This is a genomic window from Hallella multisaccharivorax DSM 17128 (assembly GCF_000218235.1).
Lineage (GTDB): Bacteria > Bacteroidota > Bacteroidia > Bacteroidales > Bacteroidaceae > Prevotella > Prevotella multisaccharivorax.
Map to the genome: position 1 here is coordinate 2277929 of NZ_GL945017.1, position 24826 is coordinate 2302754.

The 24826-nt window shown below is 42.7% G+C and carries 21 protein-coding genes; 6 read left to right on the forward strand and 15 right to left on the reverse strand.

The features are described 5' to 3' along the window. The first annotated feature begins 20 nt into the window (after positions 1 to 20). Both PREMU_RS09830 and PREMU_RS09835 read left to right on the forward strand, forming a co-directional pair. On the forward strand, positions 21 to 467 hold the full coding sequence (locus PREMU_RS09830; protein ID WP_007574980.1) for a MerR family transcriptional regulator: 447 nt from the start codon (positions 21 to 23) through the stop codon (positions 465 to 467). Positions 468 to 499: 32 nt separating this feature from the next. Beyond that, positions 500 to 2569: a bifunctional DNA primase/helicase gene (locus PREMU_RS09835; RefSeq protein WP_007574981.1), complete on the forward strand. Its 2070-nt coding sequence runs from the start codon at positions 500 to 502 to the stop codon at positions 2567 to 2569. 31 nt (positions 2570 to 2600) lie between these two features. Here the strand turns inward: PREMU_RS09835 and PREMU_RS15075 are convergent, their stop codons facing one another. Further along, entirely contained in the window at positions 2601 to 2771 is a 171-nt protein-coding gene (locus tag PREMU_RS15075; RefSeq protein WP_007574983.1) for a hypothetical protein, read from the reverse strand. 156 nt (positions 2772 to 2927) lie between these two features. Between PREMU_RS15075 and PREMU_RS09845 the strand changes: the two genes are divergently transcribed. The 3 genes from PREMU_RS09845 (at position 2928) to PREMU_RS09855 (ending at position 5861) form a co-directional block, all read left to right on the forward strand. Further along, on the forward strand, positions 2928 to 3596 hold the full coding sequence (locus PREMU_RS09845) for a hypothetical protein (protein ID WP_156803997.1): 669 nt from the start codon (positions 2928 to 2930) through the stop codon (positions 3594 to 3596). A 559-nt stretch (positions 3597 to 4155) separates the two neighbouring features. Next, entirely contained in the window at positions 4156 to 4557 is a 402-nt protein-coding gene (locus PREMU_RS09850; protein ID WP_007574988.1) for a hypothetical protein, read from the forward strand. Next, entirely contained in the window at positions 4554 to 5861 is a 1308-nt protein-coding gene (locus PREMU_RS09855) for a relaxase/mobilization nuclease domain-containing protein (RefSeq protein ID WP_007574989.1), read from the forward strand. The genes PREMU_RS09850 and PREMU_RS09855 overlap by 4 nt, the downstream gene beginning before the upstream one ends. A 311-nt stretch (positions 5862 to 6172) precedes the next feature. Here PREMU_RS09855 and PREMU_RS09860 read toward each other — a convergent pair whose 3' ends face one another. Continuing rightward, complete coding sequence (locus PREMU_RS09860) at positions 6173 to 6883, reverse strand: hypothetical protein (RefSeq protein WP_007574991.1); 711 nt, start codon at positions 6881 to 6883, stop codon at positions 6173 to 6175. Between the two features lie 136 nt (positions 6884 to 7019). Next, positions 7020 to 7418, reverse strand: a complete 399-nt coding sequence (locus PREMU_RS09865) for an A1S_2505 family phage non-structural protein (RefSeq protein ID WP_040558911.1) — start codon at positions 7416 to 7418, stop codon at positions 7020 to 7022. A gap of 901 nt (positions 7419 to 8319) precedes the next feature. Here PREMU_RS09865 and PREMU_RS09870 point away from each other — a divergent pair. Beyond that, positions 8320 to 8955 (forward strand): vWA domain-containing protein, encoded by a 636-nt coding sequence (locus tag PREMU_RS09870; protein ID WP_223918638.1) that lies wholly within the window; start codon positions 8320 to 8322, stop codon positions 8953 to 8955. A 210-nt stretch (positions 8956 to 9165) separates the two neighbouring features. On the opposite strand, the gene PREMU_RS15715 is transcribed toward PREMU_RS09870, so the two are convergent. The 12 genes from PREMU_RS15715 to PREMU_RS15720 form a co-directional block, all read right to left on the reverse strand. Further along, complete coding sequence (locus PREMU_RS15715) at positions 9166 to 9912, reverse strand: hypothetical protein (protein WP_007574997.1); 747 nt, start codon at positions 9910 to 9912, stop codon at positions 9166 to 9168. 111 nt (positions 9913 to 10023) lie between these two features. After that, the gene (locus PREMU_RS09880) at positions 10024 to 10314 is read right to left on the reverse strand and encodes a DUF6804 family protein (protein ID WP_007574999.1); all 291 of its coding nucleotides are present in this window, start codon (positions 10312 to 10314) and stop codon (positions 10024 to 10026) included. A gap of 12 nt (positions 10315 to 10326) precedes the next feature. After that, positions 10327 to 11157: a hypothetical protein gene (locus PREMU_RS09885; RefSeq protein WP_007575001.1), complete on the reverse strand. Its 831-nt coding sequence runs from the start codon at positions 11155 to 11157 to the stop codon at positions 10327 to 10329. Continuing rightward, positions 11154 to 12797 carry a hypothetical protein gene (locus PREMU_RS09890; protein WP_007575003.1) on the reverse strand — a complete coding sequence of 548 codons (1644 nt, stop codon included), beginning with the start codon at positions 12795 to 12797 and terminating at the stop codon, positions 11154 to 11156. The genes PREMU_RS09885 and PREMU_RS09890 overlap by 4 nt, the downstream gene beginning before the upstream one ends. Before the next feature lie 5 nt (positions 12798 to 12802). Further along, positions 12803 to 15952 carry a Ppx/GppA phosphatase family protein gene (locus PREMU_RS09895; RefSeq protein ID WP_007575004.1) on the reverse strand — a complete coding sequence of 1050 codons (3150 nt, stop codon included), beginning with the start codon at positions 15950 to 15952 and terminating at the stop codon, positions 12803 to 12805. Positions 15953 to 15954: 2 nt separating this feature from the next. After that, positions 15955 to 17352, reverse strand: coding sequence for a hypothetical protein (locus PREMU_RS09900; RefSeq protein WP_007575006.1), 1398 nt, complete (start codon positions 17350 to 17352; stop codon positions 15955 to 15957). Positions 17353 to 17355: 3 nt separating this feature from the next. Further along, positions 17356 to 17799, reverse strand: a complete 444-nt coding sequence (locus PREMU_RS09905; RefSeq protein ID WP_007575007.1) for a hypothetical protein — start codon at positions 17797 to 17799, stop codon at positions 17356 to 17358. A gap of 5 nt (positions 17800 to 17804) precedes the next feature. Beyond that, complete coding sequence (locus tag PREMU_RS09910) at positions 17805 to 19052, reverse strand: hypothetical protein (RefSeq protein ID WP_007575008.1); 1248 nt, start codon at positions 19050 to 19052, stop codon at positions 17805 to 17807. 4 nt (positions 19053 to 19056) lie between these two features. Continuing rightward, a complete protein-coding gene (locus tag PREMU_RS09915) occupies positions 19057 to 21606 on the reverse strand; it encodes a hypothetical protein (RefSeq protein WP_007575009.1) in 2550 nt (849 codons plus the stop codon). A gap of 642 nt (positions 21607 to 22248) precedes the next feature. Then, positions 22249 to 23154 (reverse strand): DNA/RNA non-specific endonuclease, encoded by a 906-nt coding sequence (locus tag PREMU_RS09925; protein ID WP_007575011.1) that lies wholly within the window; start codon positions 23152 to 23154, stop codon positions 22249 to 22251. 43 nt (positions 23155 to 23197) lie between these two features. Next, on the reverse strand, positions 23198 to 24274 hold the full coding sequence (locus PREMU_RS09930; RefSeq protein ID WP_040558262.1) for a transposase: 1077 nt from the start codon (positions 24272 to 24274) through the stop codon (positions 23198 to 23200). Beyond that, positions 24222 to 24662, reverse strand: a complete 441-nt coding sequence (locus PREMU_RS15720) for an ISAon1 family transposase N-terminal region protein (RefSeq protein ID WP_040557951.1) — start codon at positions 24660 to 24662, stop codon at positions 24222 to 24224. Before PREMU_RS15720 ends, PREMU_RS09930 begins: the two co-directional genes overlap by 53 nt. Positions 24663 to 24826 lie beyond the last annotated feature (164 nt).

Genomic DNA, 24826 nt, shown 5'->3' on the forward strand with positions numbered 1-24826 from the left:
AGAAAACTAACAAACGACCTATGGAGAGAGCACTCACCCAACAAATTGAGGCTATGTGCAAGATGCTGGTCAAAACGCGTGAAGATGTCAAAGTCCTGCGACATGAGGTCTGCAACCTGCACATGATCTTGGCTGGAGACGTACCCCCGCCAATTGAGGGACCCCCGGCAACAATTGATAATGATGAAGAAGACATTCTTCGGGCCAAGAACATATTGGTCGGTAGCCGTGAGGTGATGGAGATACTTCAGATTTCCGATACAACATTGAAACGCTGGAGAAAAGAAGGCAGAATAACCTTCAAGTATGAATCGATGAATCACGTTTCGTATAAGCTGGCATCAATATACGAAGGAATCAATACGGGCAGTATAAAATGCAAAGGAATAGACAAGATAACTGCCCTGGCCAGAATATTGACATATTCAAAGAATATCAGCCAATTCAGAGCTATGGGCAATACATAGCCGTTAACCTCCTAAAACTTATTCTAATCTTTATGGATACCAAAACTCAAATTTTGGACAAAACTCGTCAGGGACTGGATGTATTTCATCACTACATGGGGGTGGACTTTATTCCAAACAGGAAATTCAGGAATCCGCTCTACAATGATACAAAAGCCTCCTGCTGCATCCACATGAGCAGAAAAAGCGGCATCTTTTTGATGAAGGACTTCGGCAATCTGGATTATTCCGGTGACTGCTTCTGGTTCGTCGCCCAAGTGCTGGGGCTTGACATGAGACGAGACTTCAGGGAAATTCTCCGCCGGATTATCAACGATATGGGGCTCGGTATTCCACTTGAACGCTTTGGTACGGAGGATTGCAGATGTTCAAACTCGAAAGACCTCAAATCAAAGTTCGGCTATCAGCCGCCAAAGCAAGAGCCTGTTGAAAGGGAACCGCCACAACAGCCAGAGATCACGGTGAGCTATAAGGATTTTACAGAGGGGGAACTGAAATTTTGGGGCAGGTATGGAATCGCTCCGTCTGTACTTGGAAAATACAAGGTTATGAGCGGAAAGATGATTAACGGCATTTCCAAGGAGGGGAAACCGTACAGTATATGCTCTACACCCACTCATCCTATGTTCGTCTACCATACCGTTGACAATGCCGTCAAAGTGTATATGCCCAACAGCAAGCTGCGTTTCCTGTATGCACACCGTCCCGCGGGAGAGTATGTCTTTGGGCTGGAACAACTGCCCTCACGCGGACACATGGTGTTCATCACCGGCGGCGAGAAGGATGTCATGTCGCTGGCAGCGCATGGCTTCCATGCGGTGTGCTTCAACAGCGAGACGGCAATGCCTCCTGTCCATATCATAGAGAACCTGCAGCGGCGGTTCAAGCATATCGTCCTGCTCTATGACATGGACAAGACAGGCAGGGAAAGTTCTGCACGTCTTGAGCAGGAGCTGAAAGCCTATCAGGTGAAACGGCTGCCACTGCCGCTGTCCGGTGAGAAAGGCGAGAAGGACATCTCTGACTTCTTCGCCCTGGGACACACATCGGAGGAGCTCGACGGACTCATCAGTGGGCTCATACAGGACATCTACCAAAAGAGCTCTGTCATCTTCAAGTCGTGCGAGCTGGACTACTCCAACCCGCCTCCCAAATCCTCATCGGTTGTGGAGGTCAACGATGTACCCGTAGGCACCTGCGACAACCTTTTTTGCCTGACCGGAGGTGAAGGCGTGGGAAAGAGCAACTTTGTGGCTGCCATCATCTCCGGTACCATCGTAGGGAAGGCGCTCGCACCAGAGCGCACGCTCGGCCTGACCATTATTCCCAATCCAAAGGGCAAGGCCGTACTTCTCTTCGACACGGAACAGTCGGAACATCAACTTTACAAGAACGTCAGAAAGGCCATTCAACGTGCCTGCCTCACCGACAAGCCGGCCTTCTTCCATGCCTATCACCTGTCGGAGCTGTCAAGGAAGGAGCGGCTGGAGATTATTCGCACGTCACTGGACATGAACTTTCATCAGCACAGGGGTATCCAGCTGGTCATCATCGATGGTGTGGCGGACCTCGTCCGCTCTGCCAATGATGAGCTGGAGAGCGTCGACGTCATTGATGAGCTGTACCGCCTGGCCGGGTTCTACCACTGCTGCATCGTCTGCGTGCTGCACTTCGTGCCCAACGGCATGAAGCTCCGCGGACACATCGGATCGGAACTCCAGCGCAAGGCGGCGGGCATCCTTTCCATCGAGAAGGATGCAGACCCGGTGTTTTCCGTGGTCAAGGCGATCAAGGTCAGGGACGGCAGTCCGCTCGACATTCCCATGATGCTCTTCGCGTGGGACAAGCAGGAGGATATGTTCGTATATAAGGGTGTCAAATCCAAGGAAGACAAGGAGAAGCAGAAGGTCAACGACCTGAAGAACATCGCTGTCGGCATCTTTGAGAAAACGGACAGACTTGCCTACAGCGACATGGTCACCGCCATCGTGGACATGATGGAAATTAAACCGAGAACGGCCAAGGACTATATCCGCAACATGAGGGAGAATGCAATCATCGAGCAGCTCACTGACCACTCCTATCAGCTGAAGGTATTCTGAGGCGTCCAGGGCGATGGCCGGCCGGCACAGGTTACCTGCGCTGACGGACGGCCTTCTTCTTCCGCTCAAACAGGTTGGCAATGGAAAAGATCATCCACAGGACAACGGACAGGACGGCATAGCCAATCAACTTCAGAACAAGGACAACGGTACCCAGGACCACGGCAATGATAAGCATATACAGGAAGATAAGTGCAAGCATAACGACTTCTGTTAAGGAGTGAATGAATATGTTGTAAGCGCTTGGTTTATATGCAAATATACGAATAATTCATGGATTATGCAAGTTTTAGGCGGGGTAATTTCTATAAAAATGCAATATCATTCAATACATGACAACCACACAAACACTATTCCCATGACAGCAAAAACGGCTCCGGCCATTCAGAAAGCCGCTTTGACTTTCAATGTTTTCTTCAGGGAGGACACGACTACACAAACCTTTCTTCCCAGTATTGTCTCGAAGGACCCGGAGCACTGGTCTTTCTTCCGCAGCGTCTTCGCCGGACAGAAAGACGGCAGGCTGACATGGGTCGACAAGTCCGTCGAGACGCCCTTCCACTGCCTGCTTGCAGCCTTGTTCTGCAAGCAGCTGGAAGAGGTGCTTGGGATGGCTTTCAAGGACCTGACATTGATCGTCAAGCCCATGGGCAGGGGACATCTCAGTCTCCCTCCGTCTGCCAACACGCCGTTTGGCTCCACAGCCGGGCGGAATGACTTCCTTCGGCTGTGTTTCCAGAAGATACTTGGCAGGGACATCAGGCTGGTCACCAAGCGCAACCCTGTGTTCTGCAGGGACATCAGGATCATGTCCGGCGACAGCATCCTGTATCGCCGGTTTGAGGGCGGACTGGCCTACGGGTGGCAGACGGATGACAGTTATGTTTCCCTCCTGTCCCCCAAAGAGTTGCTTGACATGTCCGAAAGCAGTATCAGATGCAGGAACGTCTTCACGCATGGCTACAGCCGGAATGGTATTTTTATCAATGTAGATTTCCTGACAAAATCTAACACAAGGCATGTGTAGGACAATCTTTCGGGGCACGGCATTGTTCCGATTGCAGTCTCTTCAGTGCCGATCCAGGATATGCCCCTGAATGATAAAAACAATCTGGTGATAGAAACAATCTGGTGATAGAAACAATCCCTTGATGGCAATGATAAAAACAATCCGAGCAATCAGAGGATCAAATCTATCAAATGATAAAAACTATCGGAGCAATCATCTGATAAAAACAATCAAATGAATCTATTTATCACATGATAAAAACTCTCAGAACAATCAAATGATAAAAACAATCCGCGGATCGATTTTATCATTTGACTACTTCAAGCCAGTGAAACACTGAGTCCCGGGAGATACCGGCCCTTTTCAATTCTCTGTAAAACTATGGCTTTTGCGCATATCTTATGAATGACCTCCTGTCATCTGCAATCACACGTGCTACGACAGTCTATTCGGGAATAGCAAGTTGTACCCTGCGGGCCCTCTTTCCGGCTGTGACCGAAAAGAGTTCTCCTTGGGTTCACTTGCCAGCAAAGCTGGGGAAAATTAGCTCGCAACTCGCAATTTAATCACTTGAAATATGAAACAGAGAACTAGAAAACCAATACGATCTATTGAGCAGAAAGTCAGACTGACTACGGAAGAATATGAGATGTTCAGAAAGAAATCTGAATGTTATCATACGATGGCTGGTATGATCCGAGACGCCGTCAGACTGTTCGACGACAAGGCAACCAAACGCAAACTTGAGTCAATGACAGAGGTGAAAGACTTCTATGTGCGCTTCGACCAACGACTCGGTTGGATAGGAAGCAATCTTAACCAGGCACAGCATCGTGCCAACGAGCTTGCAATCGAGGGGCAGTTGTCATCTGACTATATCCGACAGATTCTTGAACCGGAGGTTGGAGAGACTCTGCAATTGATCCGTGAGATGAGATCTGACCTTGAAAAACTACGCCAACACCTATTGAAACTATGATTATCACCATTCTACACAGCAGTGAAAACTTTCATGCAGTGGACTATAACGAAAAGAAGGTAAGTGAGGGTGCCGCTGAACTGATTGAGGTTAAGAACTTCGATGCGCTTCTTCCACAGGATTACAATGTGGCTAATCTCAAGAAGTATCTGATAGAGTATACTGCCCGGAACGAGAACATCGAGAAGGGACAGTTTCATGTCGCCATCAGTTGCAAGGGCCAGGAATATACTCATGAGCAGCTGCTGGACATCGCTCATCGGTATCTGAAGGAGATGGGCTATGCTGAGGAAGGACAGCCGTTGCTTGTCTATGCCCATCATGACACGGACAACAACCACATCCACATCATCACTAGTCGTGTTGCACCTGATGGTCACAAAATCAATCATGATCATGAGAAGCGACATAGTAGGACGATTACTGAGCGGATCATGGCGGAGTATACAGGACAGCAACAGAGCCCTGATGTTTCAAGGGTTGTCAATGACGCTCTTGGCTATCGCTACACTTCCAAGTCTCAGTTCTGTGCCATTCTTGAGAGTCAAGGCTTCGACTGCAAGGATGACGACGACAAGGCCGTCGTCCACGTTTATAGAAACGGTGAAGAATTGGGAACCTTTCAAGCCCAACTTATCATGCAGCATGCTCTGAAGGATAACCGTCCCGATGACCAGCGACGTCGTCAGTTAAGAGCTATCCTCAGAAAGTATCGTGATCTGTCAGCCAACAAGGAAGAGCTGGCTACTGCGATGAAGAAGAAGTTCGGCATCAGTCTTGTGTTCTTCGGACAGAAAGACTGCCCATACGGATATGCCATCGTTGACCATAAAAACAAGACCGTCTTCAAGGGAAATGTGTTCATCAGCATCCGTGAACTGCAGCAGTTCGAGGATGTCGCCACCCGATTTGCCAAGATAGAGCAGACTATAGATGATATTCTGAAGGACAACCCAACCGCCACAACACGTGATATCAACTGCTTGCTCCATCGCCAGTTCGGTACACGTATCCATCGCGGCACAGTTTCATGGAATGACGAGACCATTCAGCTAAGCCAGTCTGTTCAAGATCGGCTAAGGCGTAACAATCGTATCGCCATGGGATTGCCGCCGGAGCCTATCAGAGTTGTTAACCTTCCCCAAGAGAAACAGGAAACGCCTTCATCCACAAATACTCCTAACAGGGTCGTGGATGCGCAAGGCGGTTCCCGTGATGCTAATCATGAATACGAAGTCGGCCATGGTATGAATGTCAACGATATTGACGACGAGCAGAGCCAGAGAGCAAAGTGGAGAAGATGACAGTTTCTATACAAGCAAATAGAATATCATCGATAGTCTCTCACAGCAGTGATGATACGACCGATCTGTGCGATCCCTTTCTCTTTGTTTCGCCAAAACACGCGAATATAAGCTAAGATCTTTCCATCATCCTCAAACCATTCGTGGATGGAGTACTTGTAGATGTCATCGATATCCTAATTGGCACAGTTCTGTTCTACCACAAACATGACTTGTCTGAGCTCAAGGATGTCTTATAGTTCATCTAGCGTGAATATTTCGTATTTCTTCTGTATTAACTTCATGGGGAACTTATGATTATCATCTTGCTGCTAATCTTCGTCTGAGAGAAGAATCAACTCACCGTTAATATTCGTCAGGAAGAGAATATCCTCCAAACATGTATTCTCCTTGACTGCATTTTCAATATAATTTACGCCTATATCGGTAATTTCTTTTGCAGGCTTGTAACCATCCGCTATTTTGCCTTCCTTGAGCAATCTCTCTTTCAGTTGCGGACAGAGATAGGTAATCATATCACAAATCACATAATGCTTCTCTTCATAAGAATCATAAGTGATATATTTGTCTTCTTTCATATGAAGCATCATATTTCCAAGATACAAAGCAAGCTTTTCGGAATCTTCTATTGAAAGCTGAACTCCTGAGTGGCCATGATCCCAATCTATATTTGGCAGCACTTCTGATAACTCATCCGATGTAAATGCTCGCTGCTTATCAATATCCTGAATAAACTGGTAAGTGAGCTTGATAAATCTTCCCGGCAATATTTGATCGGTAGCAATATCTTGTAGTTGGTAAGGTCTACCATTTAGATATCCTCCCCAAACGATGCCATTAACTTTGCTTCCAACCTTGGCCATAAAATAGAGGTCCCCAGAATGGGACTTTTGATAATCCCATATCGACCAATCATCACAAGCTTCTCCCGACGGGAAGTCTTTATCAAAACGCTCTTGAGTATAAGATGAAATTCTTGGGTTCCATCTCATAAGGAATGCCCTTCGTTGTCTACGTGCCATAATTTCTTTAATGTAATGTTAATATTAATATCCGTCTTTCTCTGAAAGTTTTCGTAAAATGAATGCAGTCTACGTTGATGCCTTCTTGAAATTTATTGAAGAATCTGGAGCCTCGAATTTTCATAAGGTAAGAAGTTTATATCAGCTCGTCCCAAAAACTCTGTGGGAGGTGGATGTTGTCTACATTGATGGCATCACGAAACAATGGGGCGATCTCGTCAGGAGTGAATCCGGCAATACCACAACCGATTGGGGTGACAAGGAAGGTCTGATCGGGATGTTCTTTGGCATAGACGAGGAAGTCATCAACGTAGGGCTGGATGGTCTCGGGACCGCCTTGCATCGTTGGGATGGCATAGCTCTGACCTTGTGGTCCTACGCCGACTCCCATCTTGGCTCCGAAGTAGAGGCGTGCTGTACGGGCAGCTCCACCACCATGCATACCGGCAAGGTTACTGCCAAAGACGAAGATTTCGTTAGGCTGAAGCTGAGAGATATAATCGGGAGTGATCCTCTTTGAATAGTCTTTTTCCATATATGTAGATATTTGAGATTCGTAAGACATAGTTTTGCTGACCTCGAAATCGGCCATAGGTGCCTCAAGACAAGCAGACTCCATCGGTGCTTCGTAATAGCGCTTGAAGTATGGGATGACGACATCGTTCATCATCTTATGGAAACGCTGAGTGACGGCAGAAGGTGTGAGACCGAGCTGGGTGGCGACTTCCTTTCCCTTGAAGCCATCAATGAGGAGCATCTGAAGGATGATGGAGGACTTGGAGTCGCGCCCATAGATGTTATGGCAGATCTCGAAAACGGTCTTGCGGAAGTCCTCGGAGAAGTTGTTGTCGGGAACGTCGAAACGGACATTGTCCTTGCCGATACGTTCCTCGAACGACTGCACACGATGTTCCTTGTTATAGGCTTTAAGTCGATCGAGAAGGATGAAGCGGAAGCCGTTGATCATCCAGGTCTTCAGTGACAAGCCCGGCTTACGGTCCTCCAACTGCTTGAAGTCGTGCTTGTCGAGTGATATATAATACTCGTGGGCAATGCTATAGAAGTCTAGTCCCTGCTTCCACTGTAAGTCATACTGCCTATCATAGATGTGATAGGCAATGCGGCAATAGCCGTAAAAATAATCACGGGTTATCTGAGGATCGCGGTCGCGCAATCCTTCGATGATCTCATCATCAGTCAGTCCTATGATTCGTTTTGTCGTCATTCTTATTGCAAATTTAAAAAAAAAATTTGAGGCAACTTAATTTTTGTTCCTCTTTATTCTTATAAAAGATTGAAGGCAAAAGAAAATTAAGTGCAAGCGAGAGAAAAGCTAAATTTATTTGAGCTCTTCCGAGCGCAGCCTTAATTCATGCTATGCATAAATTTAGTTGAACAATTAAAAATAAGAAAGGAATACGATTATGAAGCGAGTAATGAATTTGATCATCATGGACGAGAGCGGCAGTATGTGTGTGATTGAGAAGCAGGCACTTATGGGACTGAACGAGACTCTGGAGACGGTGAGGAAGATGCAGCAGTTGCATCCGGATATGGAGCAGCGCGTGACGCTCATTACCTTCGACAGCACACACAAGCGTTATATTTACGACAACGTGCCGGTCAACGACACTCATACCCTGACATCGAAGGAATATAACCCTGGCGGTGCCACACCCCTCTATGATGCCATCGGTATCGGCATCAGCAAGATGAACGCGCAGACTTCGCCCGAGGATAATGTCCTCGTGACGATCATCACTGATGGTGAGGAGAACTGTTCAGAGGAGTACAAACTGAAGATGGTGAAGACGCTGATCGAGAAGATGAAAAAGCAGAACTGGACCTTCACGCTCATAGGTACTGATAACCTCGACGTGAATGGTATGGCAGGAGCCATGGCCATCGACAACCACCTGGAGTTCACCGAGGACGAGGAAGGAACTAAGAAAATGTTTGTCCACGAGCGTCATGCCCGTGCACGCTATAACGACTGTGTAGCTTGCGATATGGCAATGCCAACAGGCAGCTATTTCGAGGATGAGAAGAAAGATAGGAAGAGAAAAAAGTAAGATTTTTCGAACTGCAATACCGCATCGATTGAAGTTTGCTGGAATCCTCTAAAAATATCGGGCCACACTACAATTTTCTACAAGGATTCAGATTCAAACTGACTTAAGAAAGTGGGTGCGTTGCCGCAATAGGACGACACCTACCCATTGTCAGGAACTAAAGATTATCTCGAAGAGTTGGGGAAACTTGTCCGGGAACAGTCATCATCCTTATTCCTTAATATTCTCAGTCGTTACCTCCAATCCAGTGAGGTACCGCCAGGCATGGAGATACTTATTGAGACGGTGCCAGTCCTTCTCGGTGAGATTGGAAAGACGTGTGATATTCATGTTGTCTTCCAAATCATTGATCTTCACCGCATGTCCGAGTTCGTCTTTCGACGCGCGCTCTATGAAGTCAGCGTAGCTTTCGCCAACTTTTCGGGTCACAGCAATGACTCCGTTGACTATCTCCGCTGAGAACTGATACTCTCTGAGTTTGTCGAAAGTCAACGCTGAATCCTCCACTGTGTCATGGAGTAGAGCAACCGTCTTAGACTCGATCAGATTGCATTTCATAGACACACGCATTGGATGGAAGATGTAGTCTCTTCCTGCTTTATCTTTCTGCTTAGCATGAAGTGTGAACATGATGTTGGCCGCGTTGACGTACATGGTATCGTCATTATTACCAAGATCATCAGGCTCATTTACCTCTACATACAGCCAAAGCCCCGTCAGAGCTTTCAAGACCATACAGGCATCGAAGTCTTCATCGTCAATGTCTGTCTCATCCCCTCTGTTCAGCATTCTTTCACACATGCTGATCTCTCGCTCGATGTTGGAAACATAATGCTCCAACACATCCGGTATCTCATATCCCTCAGTGCTAAGAATATGATAAGGTTCAAGTTCTGGAGAATTAGCAGAGTAGATCTGATCTTTCTCATCATAGTCAATAATTATCTTCGCTTTCATACTGAACAGTTTTTAAGATTATCCATCGAAATTTCTGAGATTTTCTCAACCTTAGAACATAGAGAACAATATAGGGCAAGGATGTAGGTTCCTTGCCCTTAAGTCAACTTATCACTTTTTAAGCCCTTTTACTATGATATAGAATAGCCAAACAGCAATTGCTACGTCAACCATGTTCCATATTGTCCGCCCCAGCTCAACCTTGAAAAATGGCTGGAATAGTACTGCTAAAACAGCAAACAAAAATCCTTTGCCATCTTGTTTGATCTTAAAGTTCTGATATGAAAGATAAGCAAATGCCGCCATTGCTGCGAATCTAACTAGCGCGTAAAATCCGTAAGGCATATCAAACAAGCAGAGGATAAGCAATATTGCTATAACAAGCTTTATAATTGGGCTCATGATTCATTATAATTAATGTTTAGAGATCTTGTCAAACTTGGCTTTCGTTACATCGATATTGCCAATAATTGGAATTATATTGATAAGGAATCGCTGGTTCCTTTGCTCAACACTCATCCAAGCCTTTAAATCACTCTTGGTTATCTGCTTTTTCTCCTCTCTCGGATTCTCTGTTATAGGATCTGCGCCACCTTTATAATAATAACGGGGAACACCTCCCTCGCCACTTCCCGCGACAATAATCTCACATTTACTATTAGGATCATTCTCACTGGTTGTTTTAAAGAGTCCGCATCCACCCTGAGAGACTGGATCAGTCCAGAATTTCTTTAAGAATGAAGCTCTTAAGAACGACAGCGTCTCATTATTCTGCCAATCGTTATCATTAAAAGGAATCTTGGAGGATTGACCTTCTATGATAACTAAGAATTTAATATTTTTACTATCCTTACCTATCTTTTCAAGATCTTGAATAGTTTTTTGGACCAGTATACCTGCTTGACGAATACTATCACGTTTCTGATCAGCTTTCACAGGATCAGTCAGGTCATACTCCAATTTATTGGCGATATTATACTGCTTGTCTTGGTACGTAATATTTACCGTCAACGTATGTTTTAAGTACTGAGAATCGTAAGCATAGAACTTACTTTTATCAATAGAGTCTACTTGCGAATAGACGTCAATGATATCTTCGTATTCGTTTACTAGCATCTGTAGTTGGCCTTCTTTAGTTTTGAAACGACCGTACGTAACAGCAAACAATATGAGCGTGATGGCGAACAACGTCGTCATCACGTCCACATAGCTAGGCCAGAAAGAATTATTGAAATCCTTCTTCATTTCTTCTCTTTATCTTTGTTACGTCCTCCGAATAAGCCAAACAAGCCACCACGTTCTTCCTCTTCATCTTTCTTCTGGATCACACTTGAATAGGCTGTCTTTATATCAGTTAACAGAGTCTTTATTTCATTCATACTCTGCTGGAATTTCGTCAAGGAATTCTCTATATTGGAGATTTGCTTGAGTTGATTATCAATATCACTCAATTTCTTCAAATTAGAAAAGTCCTCGTGAACTTCTGTAACATTGAACTTTTCGTCTAAGGCAGCTTTAAACTCCTCATGCCGCTTCTGGAAGTCTTCCGTGCTATCAGCGATTATCTTGTTAAAACCAGCAATATGTTCCTTGATAGCTTCCTCATAGTTTTTCGTCATCCCAGTTATTGCAGCAGTCTGATGCTTGTAAAGTTCTTCAAGCTTACCATCTGCAAGAAGCATATACCGGTCAGCTATCTTTCCCTTTTTCTTAATGGCACTTATTTGGTCTGAAATGGTATTTATAACATCATTGCCAACCATTTGTGTCTTTGCGATATCTTCTCCCAGAGCATTTATGCTATTTTCGAATGTTGTTATTCTATCCAGAATGGAATTGACTTTTATAACAAGTTCCTTAGGAATCTCCAAAGACTCTGCATAGCGGTTCTGCATATTGATTACCTCGTCAGTTGCACGTAGCATCATACGGCGTGCTTGCTCAAATTTATTGAGGGAAGCAGTGAGCTGAGTGAAATGATCCGTTGCTTCAACAAAGGCCTGGAGACCTTTTGCGATCTGATTACTCTTAATAGTATCGAGCAATTGGGTCTGTAAACGAATATTCTCGTTGATCTTATCCATATTGTTACCCATAACGGATACAGCACGTGAGACTACATCGACATTCTGTGCAAACTTATCTCCGAATGAACGTGTGCAACTATCAAATGTACTTTGGAAGCTTGCAATTACTCGGTTGAAAGACGGCTCAAACTGAGTTACCGTATCATGAAGTTTGTTGAGAGCAGATACCATGCTTACATCCAGCGACGGCATAAGCTCCGTCTGGATAAAATCATAGAAATTGTTCTTGTCGATATCAACCTTTCGCTTTACATCACTCGAATAGTAATTGTTACGTGTGGTCAAGAACAAGCCAATGAAACTTGTTGACATAGAGACAAGCACACCAATGAGCAAGCCCTTGATTGAATCATCATTGACTGAATCAATCCAGACATTAGCCAGGAATGAAAGGATTCCAAGGAATACTCCACAGAACGTACCCATCAATCCCAAATAGATAGGGAAGGACATACGGGCTGTTGAGTCATCATACAACATATCCTCCAATCGTTCTGTCTTATTCTGGATGACAGAGAAGTCTGTTGTTCCTTTCGATTTCTTTACATACTCATTTATCTCGGAAATGAGTTTGCCTAAATCGCTCGTAGGCTCAAAATCGCCATCAATCTGAAGGAAGTCTTCACCTTCTAGATTTGATACTCTTTTAACCCGATATCCGTTCTCTCCCTCTTTAAACAGATTCTGGAACTTTGCTCTCTTACGTTTTACATCAGCATTGAAATGAAGCTGATAGTAAAAGAAGATAGTGAAAGTAACCGCTGAGATAAGGATTGATATAAATATTGATACTGACATTCGTATTATATTTTGGTAAGTTGATATACTTTATCGATGATTGGCAAGAAGAATACCGATCCAAAGTAGATGTCCTCCTTGGCATACTTCTGCTGCACATCCTTCTTGAAATTGGTATCCAACAGCTCCATGATACTTTCACCGGCCTTTTCTACATATGCCTCAGTATTGGACGTGTTGTCGAGTATACGATCATGCTTCATCAGTGAAAGTATATTCTTATAAATACCTATCATATCCTCATACCTGTTCTTCAAAACAGATTTTATAGAAGGATAGTCAGCAACAATGTCCCCAACATCTTTGTATTGCTTATCGCCATTGCCTTGATAAATACACTCAGGTACGGACGGTTCATCTTCAGTACGATAGAGGCCGCCATAGCAAGTACTTTCCTTGCGCTCCTCTGGCATCTTAAGATGCACATCAGTTGCCTCACCATAGACCTTGGTAAACACAAGATCGATGAACTTCTTCAATACAGCATCCTTATTACTGATGAAGTTGTCAATATAGCGGCTGCCGTTACCACTGAAGACAACAGTACGGGGGCACTTAAGCCCTTTATCCTTGTATATACTAGCCATGTAATATAGAATAGCAGTCAAGTGGAATATGAACACAGGCTTGAAAGCTGAGCTAATCTCTCGGATAATACCACAATCATTGGCATTGTCTAACCAGAAATTAATGATATCTCGCGTTGTGGCATCCTTGTCACTTTCCATACCGTCATTGATCTCCTGCAGTTTCGGAGTATCAAAGTGTATCGTGCTAATGAATTTCTGATAAATACCATTCTCACGAAGATTGGTAAATTCAGCAGTACCATTGTCCCACAGCACATCACAGCCAAAATGAACAGAATTGGCCATCTTAGGCTGGTTATCTTCAAAATAGACAAAATCGGTAGAACCACCGCCAATATCAATGACAGTGACAGCCTCTGAGTTGGGGATGATGTTCATCTTCTTGAAGTAATAGTAGGGTGCCTCTGACTCTGTAATACACTGTACTTTGTCACGGTCTATATCGAGAATCTGTTTGGTTTCAGATTCCCAAACAGTCTCATACGTGTCTTTTATGTTACCGGTGAACGACAGAGGTCTGAACCAGACGATCTCAGTACAATCGAGGTCACCATTGTGCTGGAGTACATCAGACTTTATCATCAACAGCAATTCACGAACAAACACCCTAAGGCGATTCTCGTCATCCTCCCATTTAATATCGGTGAGGATTTCCTGTTTGACAGTTTCCAATTCCTTCTCATAGAAGAAGGCAATATTATGATTGTTGAACAGGGAAGCACGGTTAGTATCACCCTTCACATGGCACAATGCCGTACGAATAGGAAACTTGTACTTCTTCTGATCGATGATAGATGGTGCGAATTCAGTAATAAAAGCCTTTTTGCCACCCTCAAATATTGCATCCTCTATTCGATTGGCTAGTGATAACTGGGGATTATCACTATACGAATGAAGATAACTAACCATAGGCTCTTGCAGGTTAAACAACTCCGGAAGATTATTTTGCCCTACCTGGCAACGTGCAATGAAGGTATTTGAGGTACCTAAGTCAATAGCATACTTGAACGCCTGTTTTGACGGACGACTGTGTCTCCATTTAGGGAAGACGAGACCGTGGTGTTCAAGAATCTCTACATCAATAGCTTCAAAGGAAGTATTGTACACCTCGTAGAACTTCGACTCATATTCCACATATTGTCTTTCCTGCGAGTTATTGATACGGGTACGCACAACAGGTTGACGAACACCATATTCATATTTGGTATCCGCATCCTCCTCATTAATACGATTAACCTTCCCATCGGCTTTATGATAGAAAGACAACTTGGCTTTGTCAATATATAGCTGGGGTGCCTCCTCATCTTTGTCCGTTATGGCGAGCAGAATCTTGAAATAATTATTCTCGTTGCTCTCATTTGATAGGATATTAGGGAATAGACCCAGGTCAAAGTTCTGTTTTGCTTTGCCCAAATCGACTATACGACCATACTTGTCACTGATAGGATCCGATTCATATTCTTTCATATATTCCTTACCGTTATAATTTAAGGTTACTACAACGTTATCACCATCCTTGATGTGGCATTTACAATCTGGAACCCCATCAAAGTAGTTCATAATCTCCGGTCGGAAAGGCATCAGAAAATCATAGGTACGATTCGGATCTGCTTTGATATTGGGGAACAATACCACATCCTTGTCGGACAAACGATAAGGGACTTTGATGATATCCTTTGTAAAGAAAGAATTGATATCAACTGCTTTATCAAACCCAATCTGAATCCCGTTTATGACAATTTCGTCATTTACATCGGACATCACTGGTTCTACATCAATATGCCGACCACTCTTGATATCAGGGTCATCTTTGAATAGCTTTATGTATTCTTGAATCTCCTTGAATCGACTATCAACATTGGATCCTCCGAATAAATTATTGTACACATAATTCTTGAAATCCTCATCACGCTTTTCAAACAAGCATATTGAACGGAAATATTCACGACCAGACTTACTGCTTATGTGTAATTTCTGATATTGTTCACCCTCAAATTCAATGTGAGACACACCTTTCTCCTTAATAGAATTAGCGTCCATATCTGGGGGAGTGACAAAAAGTGTCATTGGTGAACTGCAAGCCAACAGGTATTCTTTGCCGTCTTCATTATATACGACAAAATACAACTTATCCTCTTTAAGGTCACTATTGAAATAGGTATTGAGAGAGTTATAAAGGGTAGGTACCTTATTTTTAAGGTCTTTCATACTCTCTTCTCGATCCCATTCCTTAATGCTGATGGATTCAGTTGCAGACCAGCTATTCTTATGGAACTTAGAGTTGAACAACAATTCTATAACATCCAGGCAATTGGACACAATCATCTGATAGGCGTATCCAGCCTCATTGCGTGGATTCCTTTTTTCTTCTGCTACACGACGAAAGGCTTCCTTTGTCACATAGAAACGAGCAAATGGGGTAGGCAGTGAATTGAGCGCGCCGGCGTTATCGGTTTTCATCTCTACCACCTTACTCAAACTCTCCGAAGAGATGCCTGTATTCTCTGCAATCCATTCGGTGCCCGTAGTTCCGCGGTCTATAATATTTAAATCTATCTTCGCCATAGTTATTTCAAGATCTTATTTGTATAGTGATTGATTGCCTGGTAGGCAAAATCAAGAAAGTATCTGAACTTATTGCTGTGATGATCCTCTTTGTCCTTGTTGCTGGCCATAATCATCTGGAGCAGATAGTACGAATCATCAGCACCACCAAGCGTCATTCCCTTTACAAAGCCCGATAGATTCTTTGCATCGGTAGTCAGTGGAGCAAACGCACGTTTATTGGTGGCAAGTTCATCGTACCATTGAGTATAGACTCTCATGAAGTCTTCCAAGGAAGTGAATGCCACATCATTGTAGAAGTTGGAATTGAATCCTCTCTCCTGAGATAGTGGAAAATACTTCTCTGTCTTCAGTACCGTTGCTAATTTAATAAGCAGGTTGAAATCCGCTACCGCCTTTACCAAGCCATTATATCCTTTACCAAGCGAGTCCTTATCAAGAGAATCGGAATTGTCCTCAATTGCACGGCTCAGATATTGCGTCTGTTCGGGTTTCTCACGGGTGAGGAAGTCGAACAAGGATGTTGCAGCTACGAGCTCTATAAAGTTAGCCGTGTCCTTTTGCTCTGCCTCATTGTTCTCATATACCTGTCGGAGTTGTGTCTCACCTACATAATAGATGTAGTCTGCTTCCGGTTTCCCTGAATCATAATAGGATAAAGCAGCTTTTGCTTTCGTATAGAAATTTGCAGAGTCAATATCACTATGTGAAGTTTCAGGGTCCTTAAGCCCATAATATGGCAAAACGAGTACCGAACCCATGATTGAGTTTTTGACAGTGGGTGCATTTGATGACTCTCTGACTTTTTTCTCTATCAAAGGGAGACCAGAAGCGCCTGTTCCTCCAAATATTGAACTAATGATGAACACGCGATCCTCCTTGTCACAATGGCGCTTAAAAGAATCAAACCATGCTGAACTTTCAATAATGTCGCCAAGAACTACGGTGCCAACATTCGGATTACCCTTGAAACCCACCAATAGCTTGTTGCGCTTATTCTTTGTAGAGAAAAGAGTATCTACAAGATAATTATTCAAATCGTTGTTGGCCAAGTTATTTAAGCCAAGCCACGATTCAAAAGACTTATCGACACCTATATTCTCATTGACGTCATTTGTGTTATCGTCAAGAGCACCAAGCCAAGAAAGATTTGAAGAGAAGAAGCCATTAAGAGGATTCAAAGTCTCTTTTCCATCATTAATGGTACGATGATAGATATCTGTATATCTGTCGACAAGAGACTGGAGATTCTTCTTCTCATCCAGATCTTGGTGTGGATCCACAAGAATAGGTATGACGGTATAGCCATTGGTATCCATTCCGCTAGCCATAAGCATGATGATACTTTTCATCACGCGGAGTCCGGTACCGCCGATACAAAAAATAAATACTTTCTTCATGACTTATAACTTTAATAGCCGATAGGCATTTGTTGGTAAATAAGAACAATAAATGATCGATGTAATTATATAGATAATCACGGCATAAAGCGTATTAGCCAACGATAGCTTGATCTCAATAGACCATGCTCCATCAAGCTTTGGCGCTTGTATTAAATATGCAGCACCAAGAGTAAAAACGAATGTAGATACAGCACAAATGCCAAGGAATATACACCAATGTGTGGGCCGATAATGCCTACCTGGCATATTATTATAAGGACCATAATAAAACCATGCCCAGGCGATTCCTAGAGCCAAAAATAAGCCTACGAAAGCAATCGCATTGTTTTCTAAGCCATTCCAGAAGGCTTGCGCCTGCTCATATTGCTCGTCCTGATTCTGAAATGAATTCAGAAATGCAGCTTTGGATCCTGTTGCCCAAGTGTAAAGGTTAAACAGACTCATATTATTTATAAATTATTTTTTGTAATTAATATATAGTTGGATTGAGGTTGCTTGTTCACAATTCCACCCTGTTGGATACCGATGATGAAGTTCTCCAAGGAGTATGACTTCGTAACATCATTTTCATCCTTAGCGCCTAGGAATTGTCCAATATACGTGGCATCTGTTCCATCAGGAATTCTCAGATTCCATTGAAGGACATCCATATCGCTGGGCATATTACTTACCGACAATTTTATCGTTGCAACGGCAGAGCGCTTGAGTTTCTGGTTGACATAATTGTCAGTTTTAATTTCGATATCACTGACTTTTACCTTAGAACCATAAGTGGATTTGACCGTGAAAGACTTCTGAATCACATCTTTTTCAGCCATGATCCATCTGAAAGCTTCCAGATGTAACTTCAGTGAAATGGTACATGCACCTAAAGATTCATCATAGCTATAAAAAGTCGGTTGCTGCTCATATTGTACGGCATTACGAGGTATACCAAACGTATAAGGGACAGTTGCATATTTATAGCCGAAATCCATGTTATCTATGAATGTTTTATGACTATCAAGCATCGAGGATATACCATTCCTAATATAGGAAACCTTGTTTTGATCCCCAATAACAAGATAGTAATAAGGGGAGCGCTTGGTCACGATGTTGCCCATTTTGTCAACGTAACTAGAGATAGCACTAATCAGTGAGAAAGATTTACCTGAAGAGCCAGCTATCCGGGCCACATCAGATCCATACTGTGTAAGCAACACTTCTGGAGCAGCAGCACCAACAGGACTGTACTTCATGTCAGAAATAAGAACTGCTACCTCTCCCTTTTTTAACTGGCTGACAATTGTCGAAAGCATAATAGGAATTTGAGTAGATGCGTTGGACTGCAAAGCACCTACATTCATAGCATTCTGGAAGTTGGCCAAGTTCATCTTACCAGCAACACCTCCATCATTAGTCATTATATTGATATCCTTTGTTGATCTGGAGTAATAACTCATGATCTCGTAGACATCACGTTTGAAATCTGTAGGCTGACCATTTCTAAAGAATCCGTTCATACTGCCGGAAGATTCGACGTAAAATCTTACAATAGCATCACTATCAACCTTAGCAAACTGAGGTTGACTAACAAGACTGCCGTCCTTAGTAAAATGAGGATCTCCCATTGTGTTAAGGTCAGATCCACCGAGAAGAGCCTTAAAGACTAACAGCAGCACTACTACGATGAGAATTATAGGAATCGCTTTCTTCATTGTTCTACCATATTTTATAATTTTTTTTTGTATTCTTTATTATTATGTTGGTATACAACATTTTATCTTTTATCTGTCGGAGAAGTACATTGACATTAAAGCCATTTCCTGGAATTATTTCACAAGCAATCAGACTTGCCAAGTTGTATTTGGCTTCATCGTTGTTTGCTTTCTCGAAACACTCTTTTGCCATGTATGGGTTTTTGCCAAATCCTTTTAAGCCAAGAGCCAAACAAATTCCTCGCTCGTTAAGAGCATCCTTAGTTTCTGATGTAGAAATCCATTCTTTTGAGTTGTCCACATAATAGGCTTTCTCCACTCCATTTACCCACATATCCTTAATCCTATGTCGGATGGCAAGATAGTACATAGTACCTTGATAGTCAAAGGGCTTATAATCAACCTTTGAGCAGTATGTGTAGAGCAGTTCGTCTATCTTTGTGAACGAGGTAGTCTGAGGTGGTGTATCCGGCAAACTATAATTCCAGAACCAGCATTGCCTATCGGAATCATCGATTGAGGGAGGAACCTTTTGAAAAGCATTCCATTTAATTTGAACTGAATCGAAGTCAGCAGAATTAAAGAGGTTGTCTCTGTTCTCCAAAAACTGTACGTTGACATATCCTTCCATGGTTTCTATACGTGTATCCCTCATATTGCCGGATTCGACAATAATGCTAACCCCATCATTTTTAGGATCTATTACAATCCATGGATAGTCGGTAGGTAATCCAAGAAACGTAAGAACTTCATTTAGAAATTTATCAAAGTTCGAAGCAAGAGAGAATGGATTATCTTTTAAAGATGTTATTTCATTAACAATCTCCTGAGACAGCCCATTGAAGCATATTGCCCTAAACTTAGATTTACCACCAAGTTCGATAGCAAGAAAATTATTCTCATCCCAATATAATGAATCGACGCCATCAGACTTCATTATATCGGACTCCGAAAACTCATTATCATCCTCGTCGTCCATTGGGAACTTTCGCAAAATTCGCTTCACGCCCATACCAAGAGCAAGATAATATGAGACATATGAAGAGATATCGTCAGATGCTACAGATAGTTCCATCTGCTTAATTTCATTCTCTGCGTTTACGACATATTCTTTATTTTTAAGATCCTTAGCTTTATGTTGAACAGACCACAAAGATACTCCACTAGGCAATTGCTCGACGATATCATTGTATCTGAGAAGCCGTTGACGACGAGCCTTCTCAGTACGAATATGTTCAGCAACCTCTTCTTCTGTCAGTTCTCTAACCATTGAGAGATAGCATACCACTGGCATAGACTCACCGTAGAGATCCATGACATCTTGGCTATTTTCTATAACTTGTTTCTCATCAGAAATCAAATCTAACAAGAAGATAAACTTATATTCACCTTTATCTTTTGTAAGTACACTCCCTAAATTCTTAATATCACAATAATCAAGATCTTCAAAGATAGACCCCAAGTTGTCATAGAGGGAGTCAACAATCTGAGAGTTCCACCCTAAGAAATTATCATTAACCTTAACCAAAAGAGTCTTATTCCCTTTTGTTATCGACTTTATGAATTTCTTAACAGCTTCAATATCTTTATCATTATAATGGGCTGAACCAAATGATAAGGACTTTACCCAATTGTAAATTTCAACATCTGCCTTACTCTGATCTTCTGTCGCTTCATCACTGTATTCTTTAATAGCAATCTGATCTATATGGACAATATCGCCAAATGAATGGCTGTCTTTGTCCACGCCTTGGATTTGAATATCTCTAATTATTGAGTGCCATGTTTTGTATTGGGTAGACACAATAGCGTCTGTTTCATGACAAAAAGAGTTCTGGGTGTCCTTCCAGTCCATATAGGAAAGATACCTTTGATTAGCTGCAATATACTCCTTGAGCTTATCTTCTGAAGCAAGAATTTGATCTTTTGTCTTCAAGGCAGGATTAGCATCCAGAAAAGCCTTTAGATATTTCTTGTACCTCTTACAAAATTGTTGATATATCCCCTCTTTCTTTTTCTCAGCTATTATGGTATTAACCGTATTTTGAGTTACGGTCTCTATTGATTCATATGGCAACAAGAAGATGGGGTTGATCTTTGAACGATTTCTGAAGTATCGTTGTGGAACGACGTTCTTCCCCTTTACAAAATCCTCAAACAATGAATGGTCAGCCTTATCAAAGTTTTCAAGTGTCATGAGAATATTATTCCATTTCTCTGCACGCTGATCACTTACCTTACTATAAATTCTAGCCCAGGCATTCAAGCTATCATTGATCATGTCCTCGCTAAATGGTTTCTTGGAAATGTTCTGATAGTAATAGGCCTGGAAAAATAAGGGATAATTGTTATATAGGACAATAGGTCTAAGCTTTCTTTCCTCTTTGGCTTTCTCTTTTTTCTTATTAGAAACTACTGCGACGACGATTAAGGCCACAACGATAACAGCCAAGGTTGACATAACCTCAGGGAAAGTCGTGAATAACCAACCTAGTATCACAATCAATACCAAGGCTCCACAACCTAGAGAACTACTATCACCACTGCTTGCCATGTAGTCTAATTAAGAAATTTCATATTTTGATTCAATCACCGGGCTTCATCCCCAATGTAGGAAAACTGCTTTGTATATAAGTTACTCACTTATATTACAATTCTTGAAGAATAGTTGTCATCACATTCATTTCAAGTGAGTTACACCATTCAGAATTCTCTGCATCGATCTGCTTGCGGTAAGTATAGTCCTCTTTATTTTTATCTTTTCTGGATTGTTTACCATATCGCTTTTATTATTTTTCACAAAATTATAAATTTTTCTTTACCTGACAAAATTTTATGCTCATTTCTTTTGGCCTTATTGATTTTTTGATTAATTTTGGGCATATGAAAATCATTGACATGTAAAAAAGTGGTGCTATATGAAATTCGGTCTCAGAAAACCTTCCTTAAAAAGAAGTATCAGTGCTCGAACTACAGGAAGAGCAAAATGTGCTATTAAGCGTGCGTTAATACCTGGTTATGGCAAACGGGGAATGGGTATATTTCATCCTCGCAAAGCTATGTATAATCGAGTATATAGGCGTACGACGTTTGGTCTGTGGGATATCATTAAAACTATTTTCAAATGAAATTCATTATCCACAACTAAGCCCTAATGGAAGTGTAAACTAGCATGAGTACTATTTACACTTCCTTCTCAATTGCTCCATTCTCCTAAATTTGAGGTTCTCTCAACCTTGCTCTCTATTTTGTCATTAAGCGTACTGAAGAAATCCATTCCTGCAACCTTCTCTACTTCATCCACAGACATTACATAGGTTGACATATTTCCACTACAAGCTTTGTTAGGATAGATAAATCCCAATGCTTGGGGATTATTACCAAGGCGAAGTATGACTTTGAAGAAAGCATCAGGAACAAGTATGTTGTCTTCACCTATAGTTCTATGATGACCAGAAGTAAAGATTGGCCCACACACGATATAAATACAATCATAGGTTCTTGCCCAATCTCTACACGCATCTTCCAAATCTTTCCAGTCACCTTCATTAAGATCTCCATATTGAGGACAGATGTTAGTCATTAAATGACATTCATCCATAGCACGATCACTCCACTTATTATCAGCAGCTGGGCACATGTGTCCTCGTTGCATATCATAAGGACTACCTTTATAATCTTGATAATATGCACGCGGATATGGTACCTCCATATCTTCATGAAATTTATAGCCACTACGGTTATACGGACCCTCCGTATGTTGGGCTATAAGTTTCCATGCCACCCAATTAGGACACCGTGTGTCTTTATTGTAGGAAACTGTATAAGAATATCTTTTTAAAATCTGACTTTGAAATCTCTTTGTGAAGACAGGAATCTCTATGCTTGCATTAGAAGTTGAGTCAGAAGTTTTTGAATCAGTATCAGCTAAACGGGTTGTCGGTGCTTTATCCTTAATAGGTGACTTTTCAATGGAGATTCCAGAGGAAGAGGTCTCCGGAATCGGCTCAGGTTCATCTGTCGTAATTCTCTTAATTGCGAAGAGTAACACAAAGAAGAGTATAACAAAGAATAAGGCCGACTTCAAATTTTTCTTATCCATTAATTTGGCTCAGTACCAATAGTCCGTGGATAGATTAACTTTATTATCCGAAGATCGTTGCAACTCTGTACATGAAGAAAGGAAGGTCTTGTACACCTCTGACTTGTGCTCTGAAGCCCTTCGTCTTTGAGTTGAGGGACTCTGCAGAAGCATTGGTCGATCTGTTGTTAAAGTAGTTAAGAACTTCCTCCTCTCTGTACTTGATAGCATCCCTGGCTACTTTGATCTCACGCAGGTTGGAGTTAGCTACACGCTGATACCACTCATGCAGTTTCACTCTTGCAGTCTCCTTGTTAAGGCTCTTATCTCTGAAGATAGCTCTAAGACTGCACACATGTCCGTATGCTTCCTTTATCTTCGGATGCATGTCGAACAGCAGGTTGGCTCTTTCCCTTTGCTTCTCGCCCCATTTGTCACCGCTTTGCGTAAGTAGGTACCGGCTCCTCGTAAGCAGTTCTACATGAGTATCACCGTTGGACAGTTCTTCGGGCTTGAACCGCTGATTAAGTCGCATCGGCTTACGGCCACGCTTCTTGCCCTTGTAGTTCTTCGGATGGTTCTTCCTGTAGTACTTGCGGCGTTTGGCACGCTTCTCGAGTTTTTTTCTGTGTTCAGTCTTCTGTTTGTTCTGCTCCTTTATGGCTTCGCGCTTCTCTCGCAGACGGACCTCCTCTACGGCATCTGTACAGCGCTTGATGATGTGGAAGCAGTCCACGACGATCTCTGCGTTAGGGAACGCCTCAGTGGCTATAGTATACATGCTGTCAGAGAAGTCCATGGTCACTTCCTTTACTGCAAGACGTTTCTCTTCAGGTATCTGCATCAGGACCTTGATGACATCAGACGCCTTAGTTCCGCTCACAGAGGCAACAAGAGTACCGTGCTTACCGTGTCCTGCCTTGTTGGATACAAACGTCCTGAGGTCTTCATGAAGCAGAGTCTCATCGATACTCAGGCAATCTCCCATGTTCTCAGGAAGCAACACCCACTCAGCTGCGTGGTCAACCTGATCCCAGTCTTTGAAGCCGTTCAGATAGTCCTTATACGCCCGTTCAAGTTGGCGACCGTCAATCTTGTAGATCTGCGCCACGGAACGTGCCGTGACGGGGTACGTATCCAAATATTTTTTTTAAGACATCAGCGAACTCCTTCGAGTAGCTGGTGCCGTTGGCAACTAAATCATAGCGATTAAGAACTACATTATGGCCTTCACTGTCTATCCATCGGCGACGTCGCACATGCAGGATGACCTTGCGGTCACGTACAGGGAAGTCTGTCACTTCACGGCTCTCTGTGAATCCGTTAGGCTTAAGGTCATGCCACTCATCAGAGCGTGTATCTCGCTCATCAAGATAGATGTGGAGCTTGATCTTCTCTGCTCCGGTCTCTGCATATTTACCTGTATGCTCTTCGCTGACGTCTGTCACGTCAAAGAAATCCAAGATACCATCTGGAAGCAGAAAGCTAGCCAGAGTCTTATAGTCGAATGTAGAAGTCTTCTTTCCCATGAGTGCAAAGGTAATGCTTTCTCATTGCATTCATCACACAGACAGACAAGAAAAACAGGCTAACTCGGCAGCAGAGGCTCAGACAAAGCTGGTTTTAATCGCACCTTTATGGAATTGAAACTGAGAAGCTGAACGGTACCGACATCAAGACATTCAGGTTTTAA

What these genes read in the sequence shown, in the direction of transcription:
- PREMU_RS09830 (WP_007574980.1), top strand. Translation starts at nt 21, where the DNA reads ATGGAGAGAGCACTCACCCAACAAATTGAGGCTATGTGCAAGATGCTG.
- PREMU_RS09835 (WP_007574981.1), top strand. Translation starts at nt 500, where the DNA reads ATGGATACCAAAACTCAAATTTTGGACAAAACTCGTCAGGGACTGGAT.
- PREMU_RS15075 (WP_007574983.1), bottom strand. Translation starts at nt 2,771, where the DNA reads ATGCTTGCACTTATCTTCCTGTATATGCTTATCATTGCCGTGGTCCTG.
- PREMU_RS09845 (WP_156803997.1), top strand. Translation starts at nt 2,928, where the DNA reads ATGACAGCAAAAACGGCTCCGGCCATTCAGAAAGCCGCTTTGACTTTC.
- PREMU_RS09850 (WP_007574988.1), top strand. Translation starts at nt 4,156, where the DNA reads ATGAAACAGAGAACTAGAAAACCAATACGATCTATTGAGCAGAAAGTC.
- PREMU_RS09855 (WP_007574989.1), top strand. Translation starts at nt 4,554, where the DNA reads ATGATTATCACCATTCTACACAGCAGTGAAAACTTTCATGCAGTGGAC.
- PREMU_RS09860 (WP_007574991.1), bottom strand. Translation starts at nt 6,883, where the DNA reads ATGGCACGTAGACAACGAAGGGCATTCCTTATGAGATGGAACCCAAGA.
- PREMU_RS09865 (WP_040558911.1), bottom strand. Translation starts at nt 7,418, where the DNA reads ATGGAAAAAGACTATTCAAAGAGGATCACTCCCGATTATATCTCTCAG.
- PREMU_RS09870 (WP_223918638.1), top strand. Translation starts at nt 8,320, where the DNA reads ATGAATTTGATCATCATGGACGAGAGCGGCAGTATGTGTGTGATTGAG.
- PREMU_RS15715 (WP_007574997.1), bottom strand. Translation starts at nt 9,912, where the DNA reads ATGAAAGCGAAGATAATTATTGACTATGATGAGAAAGATCAGATCTAC.
- PREMU_RS09880 (WP_007574999.1), bottom strand. Translation starts at nt 10,314, where the DNA reads ATGAGCCCAATTATAAAGCTTGTTATAGCAATATTGCTTATCCTCTGC.
- PREMU_RS09885 (WP_007575001.1), bottom strand. Translation starts at nt 11,157, where the DNA reads ATGAAGAAGGATTTCAATAATTCTTTCTGGCCTAGCTATGTGGACGTG.
- PREMU_RS09890 (WP_007575003.1), bottom strand. Translation starts at nt 12,797, where the DNA reads ATGTCAGTATCAATATTTATATCAATCCTTATCTCAGCGGTTACTTTC.
- PREMU_RS09895 (WP_007575004.1), bottom strand. Translation starts at nt 15,952, where the DNA reads ATGGCGAAGATAGATTTAAATATTATAGACCGCGGAACTACGGGCACC.
- PREMU_RS09900 (WP_007575006.1), bottom strand. Translation starts at nt 17,352, where the DNA reads ATGAAGAAAGTATTTATTTTTTGTATCGGCGGTACCGGACTCCGCGTG.
- PREMU_RS09905 (WP_007575007.1), bottom strand. Translation starts at nt 17,799, where the DNA reads ATGAGTCTGTTTAACCTTTACACTTGGGCAACAGGATCCAAAGCTGCA.
- PREMU_RS09910 (WP_007575008.1), bottom strand. Translation starts at nt 19,052, where the DNA reads ATGAAGAAAGCGATTCCTATAATTCTCATCGTAGTAGTGCTGCTGTTA.
- PREMU_RS09915 (WP_007575009.1), bottom strand. Translation starts at nt 21,606, where the DNA reads ATGGCAAGCAGTGGTGATAGTAGTTCTCTAGGTTGTGGAGCCTTGGTA.
- PREMU_RS09925 (WP_007575011.1), bottom strand. Translation starts at nt 23,154, where the DNA reads ATGGATAAGAAAAATTTGAAGTCGGCCTTATTCTTTGTTATACTCTTC.
- PREMU_RS15720 (WP_040557951.1), bottom strand. Translation starts at nt 24,662, where the DNA reads ATGGGAAAGAAGACTTCTACATTCGACTATAAGACTCTGGCTAGCTTT.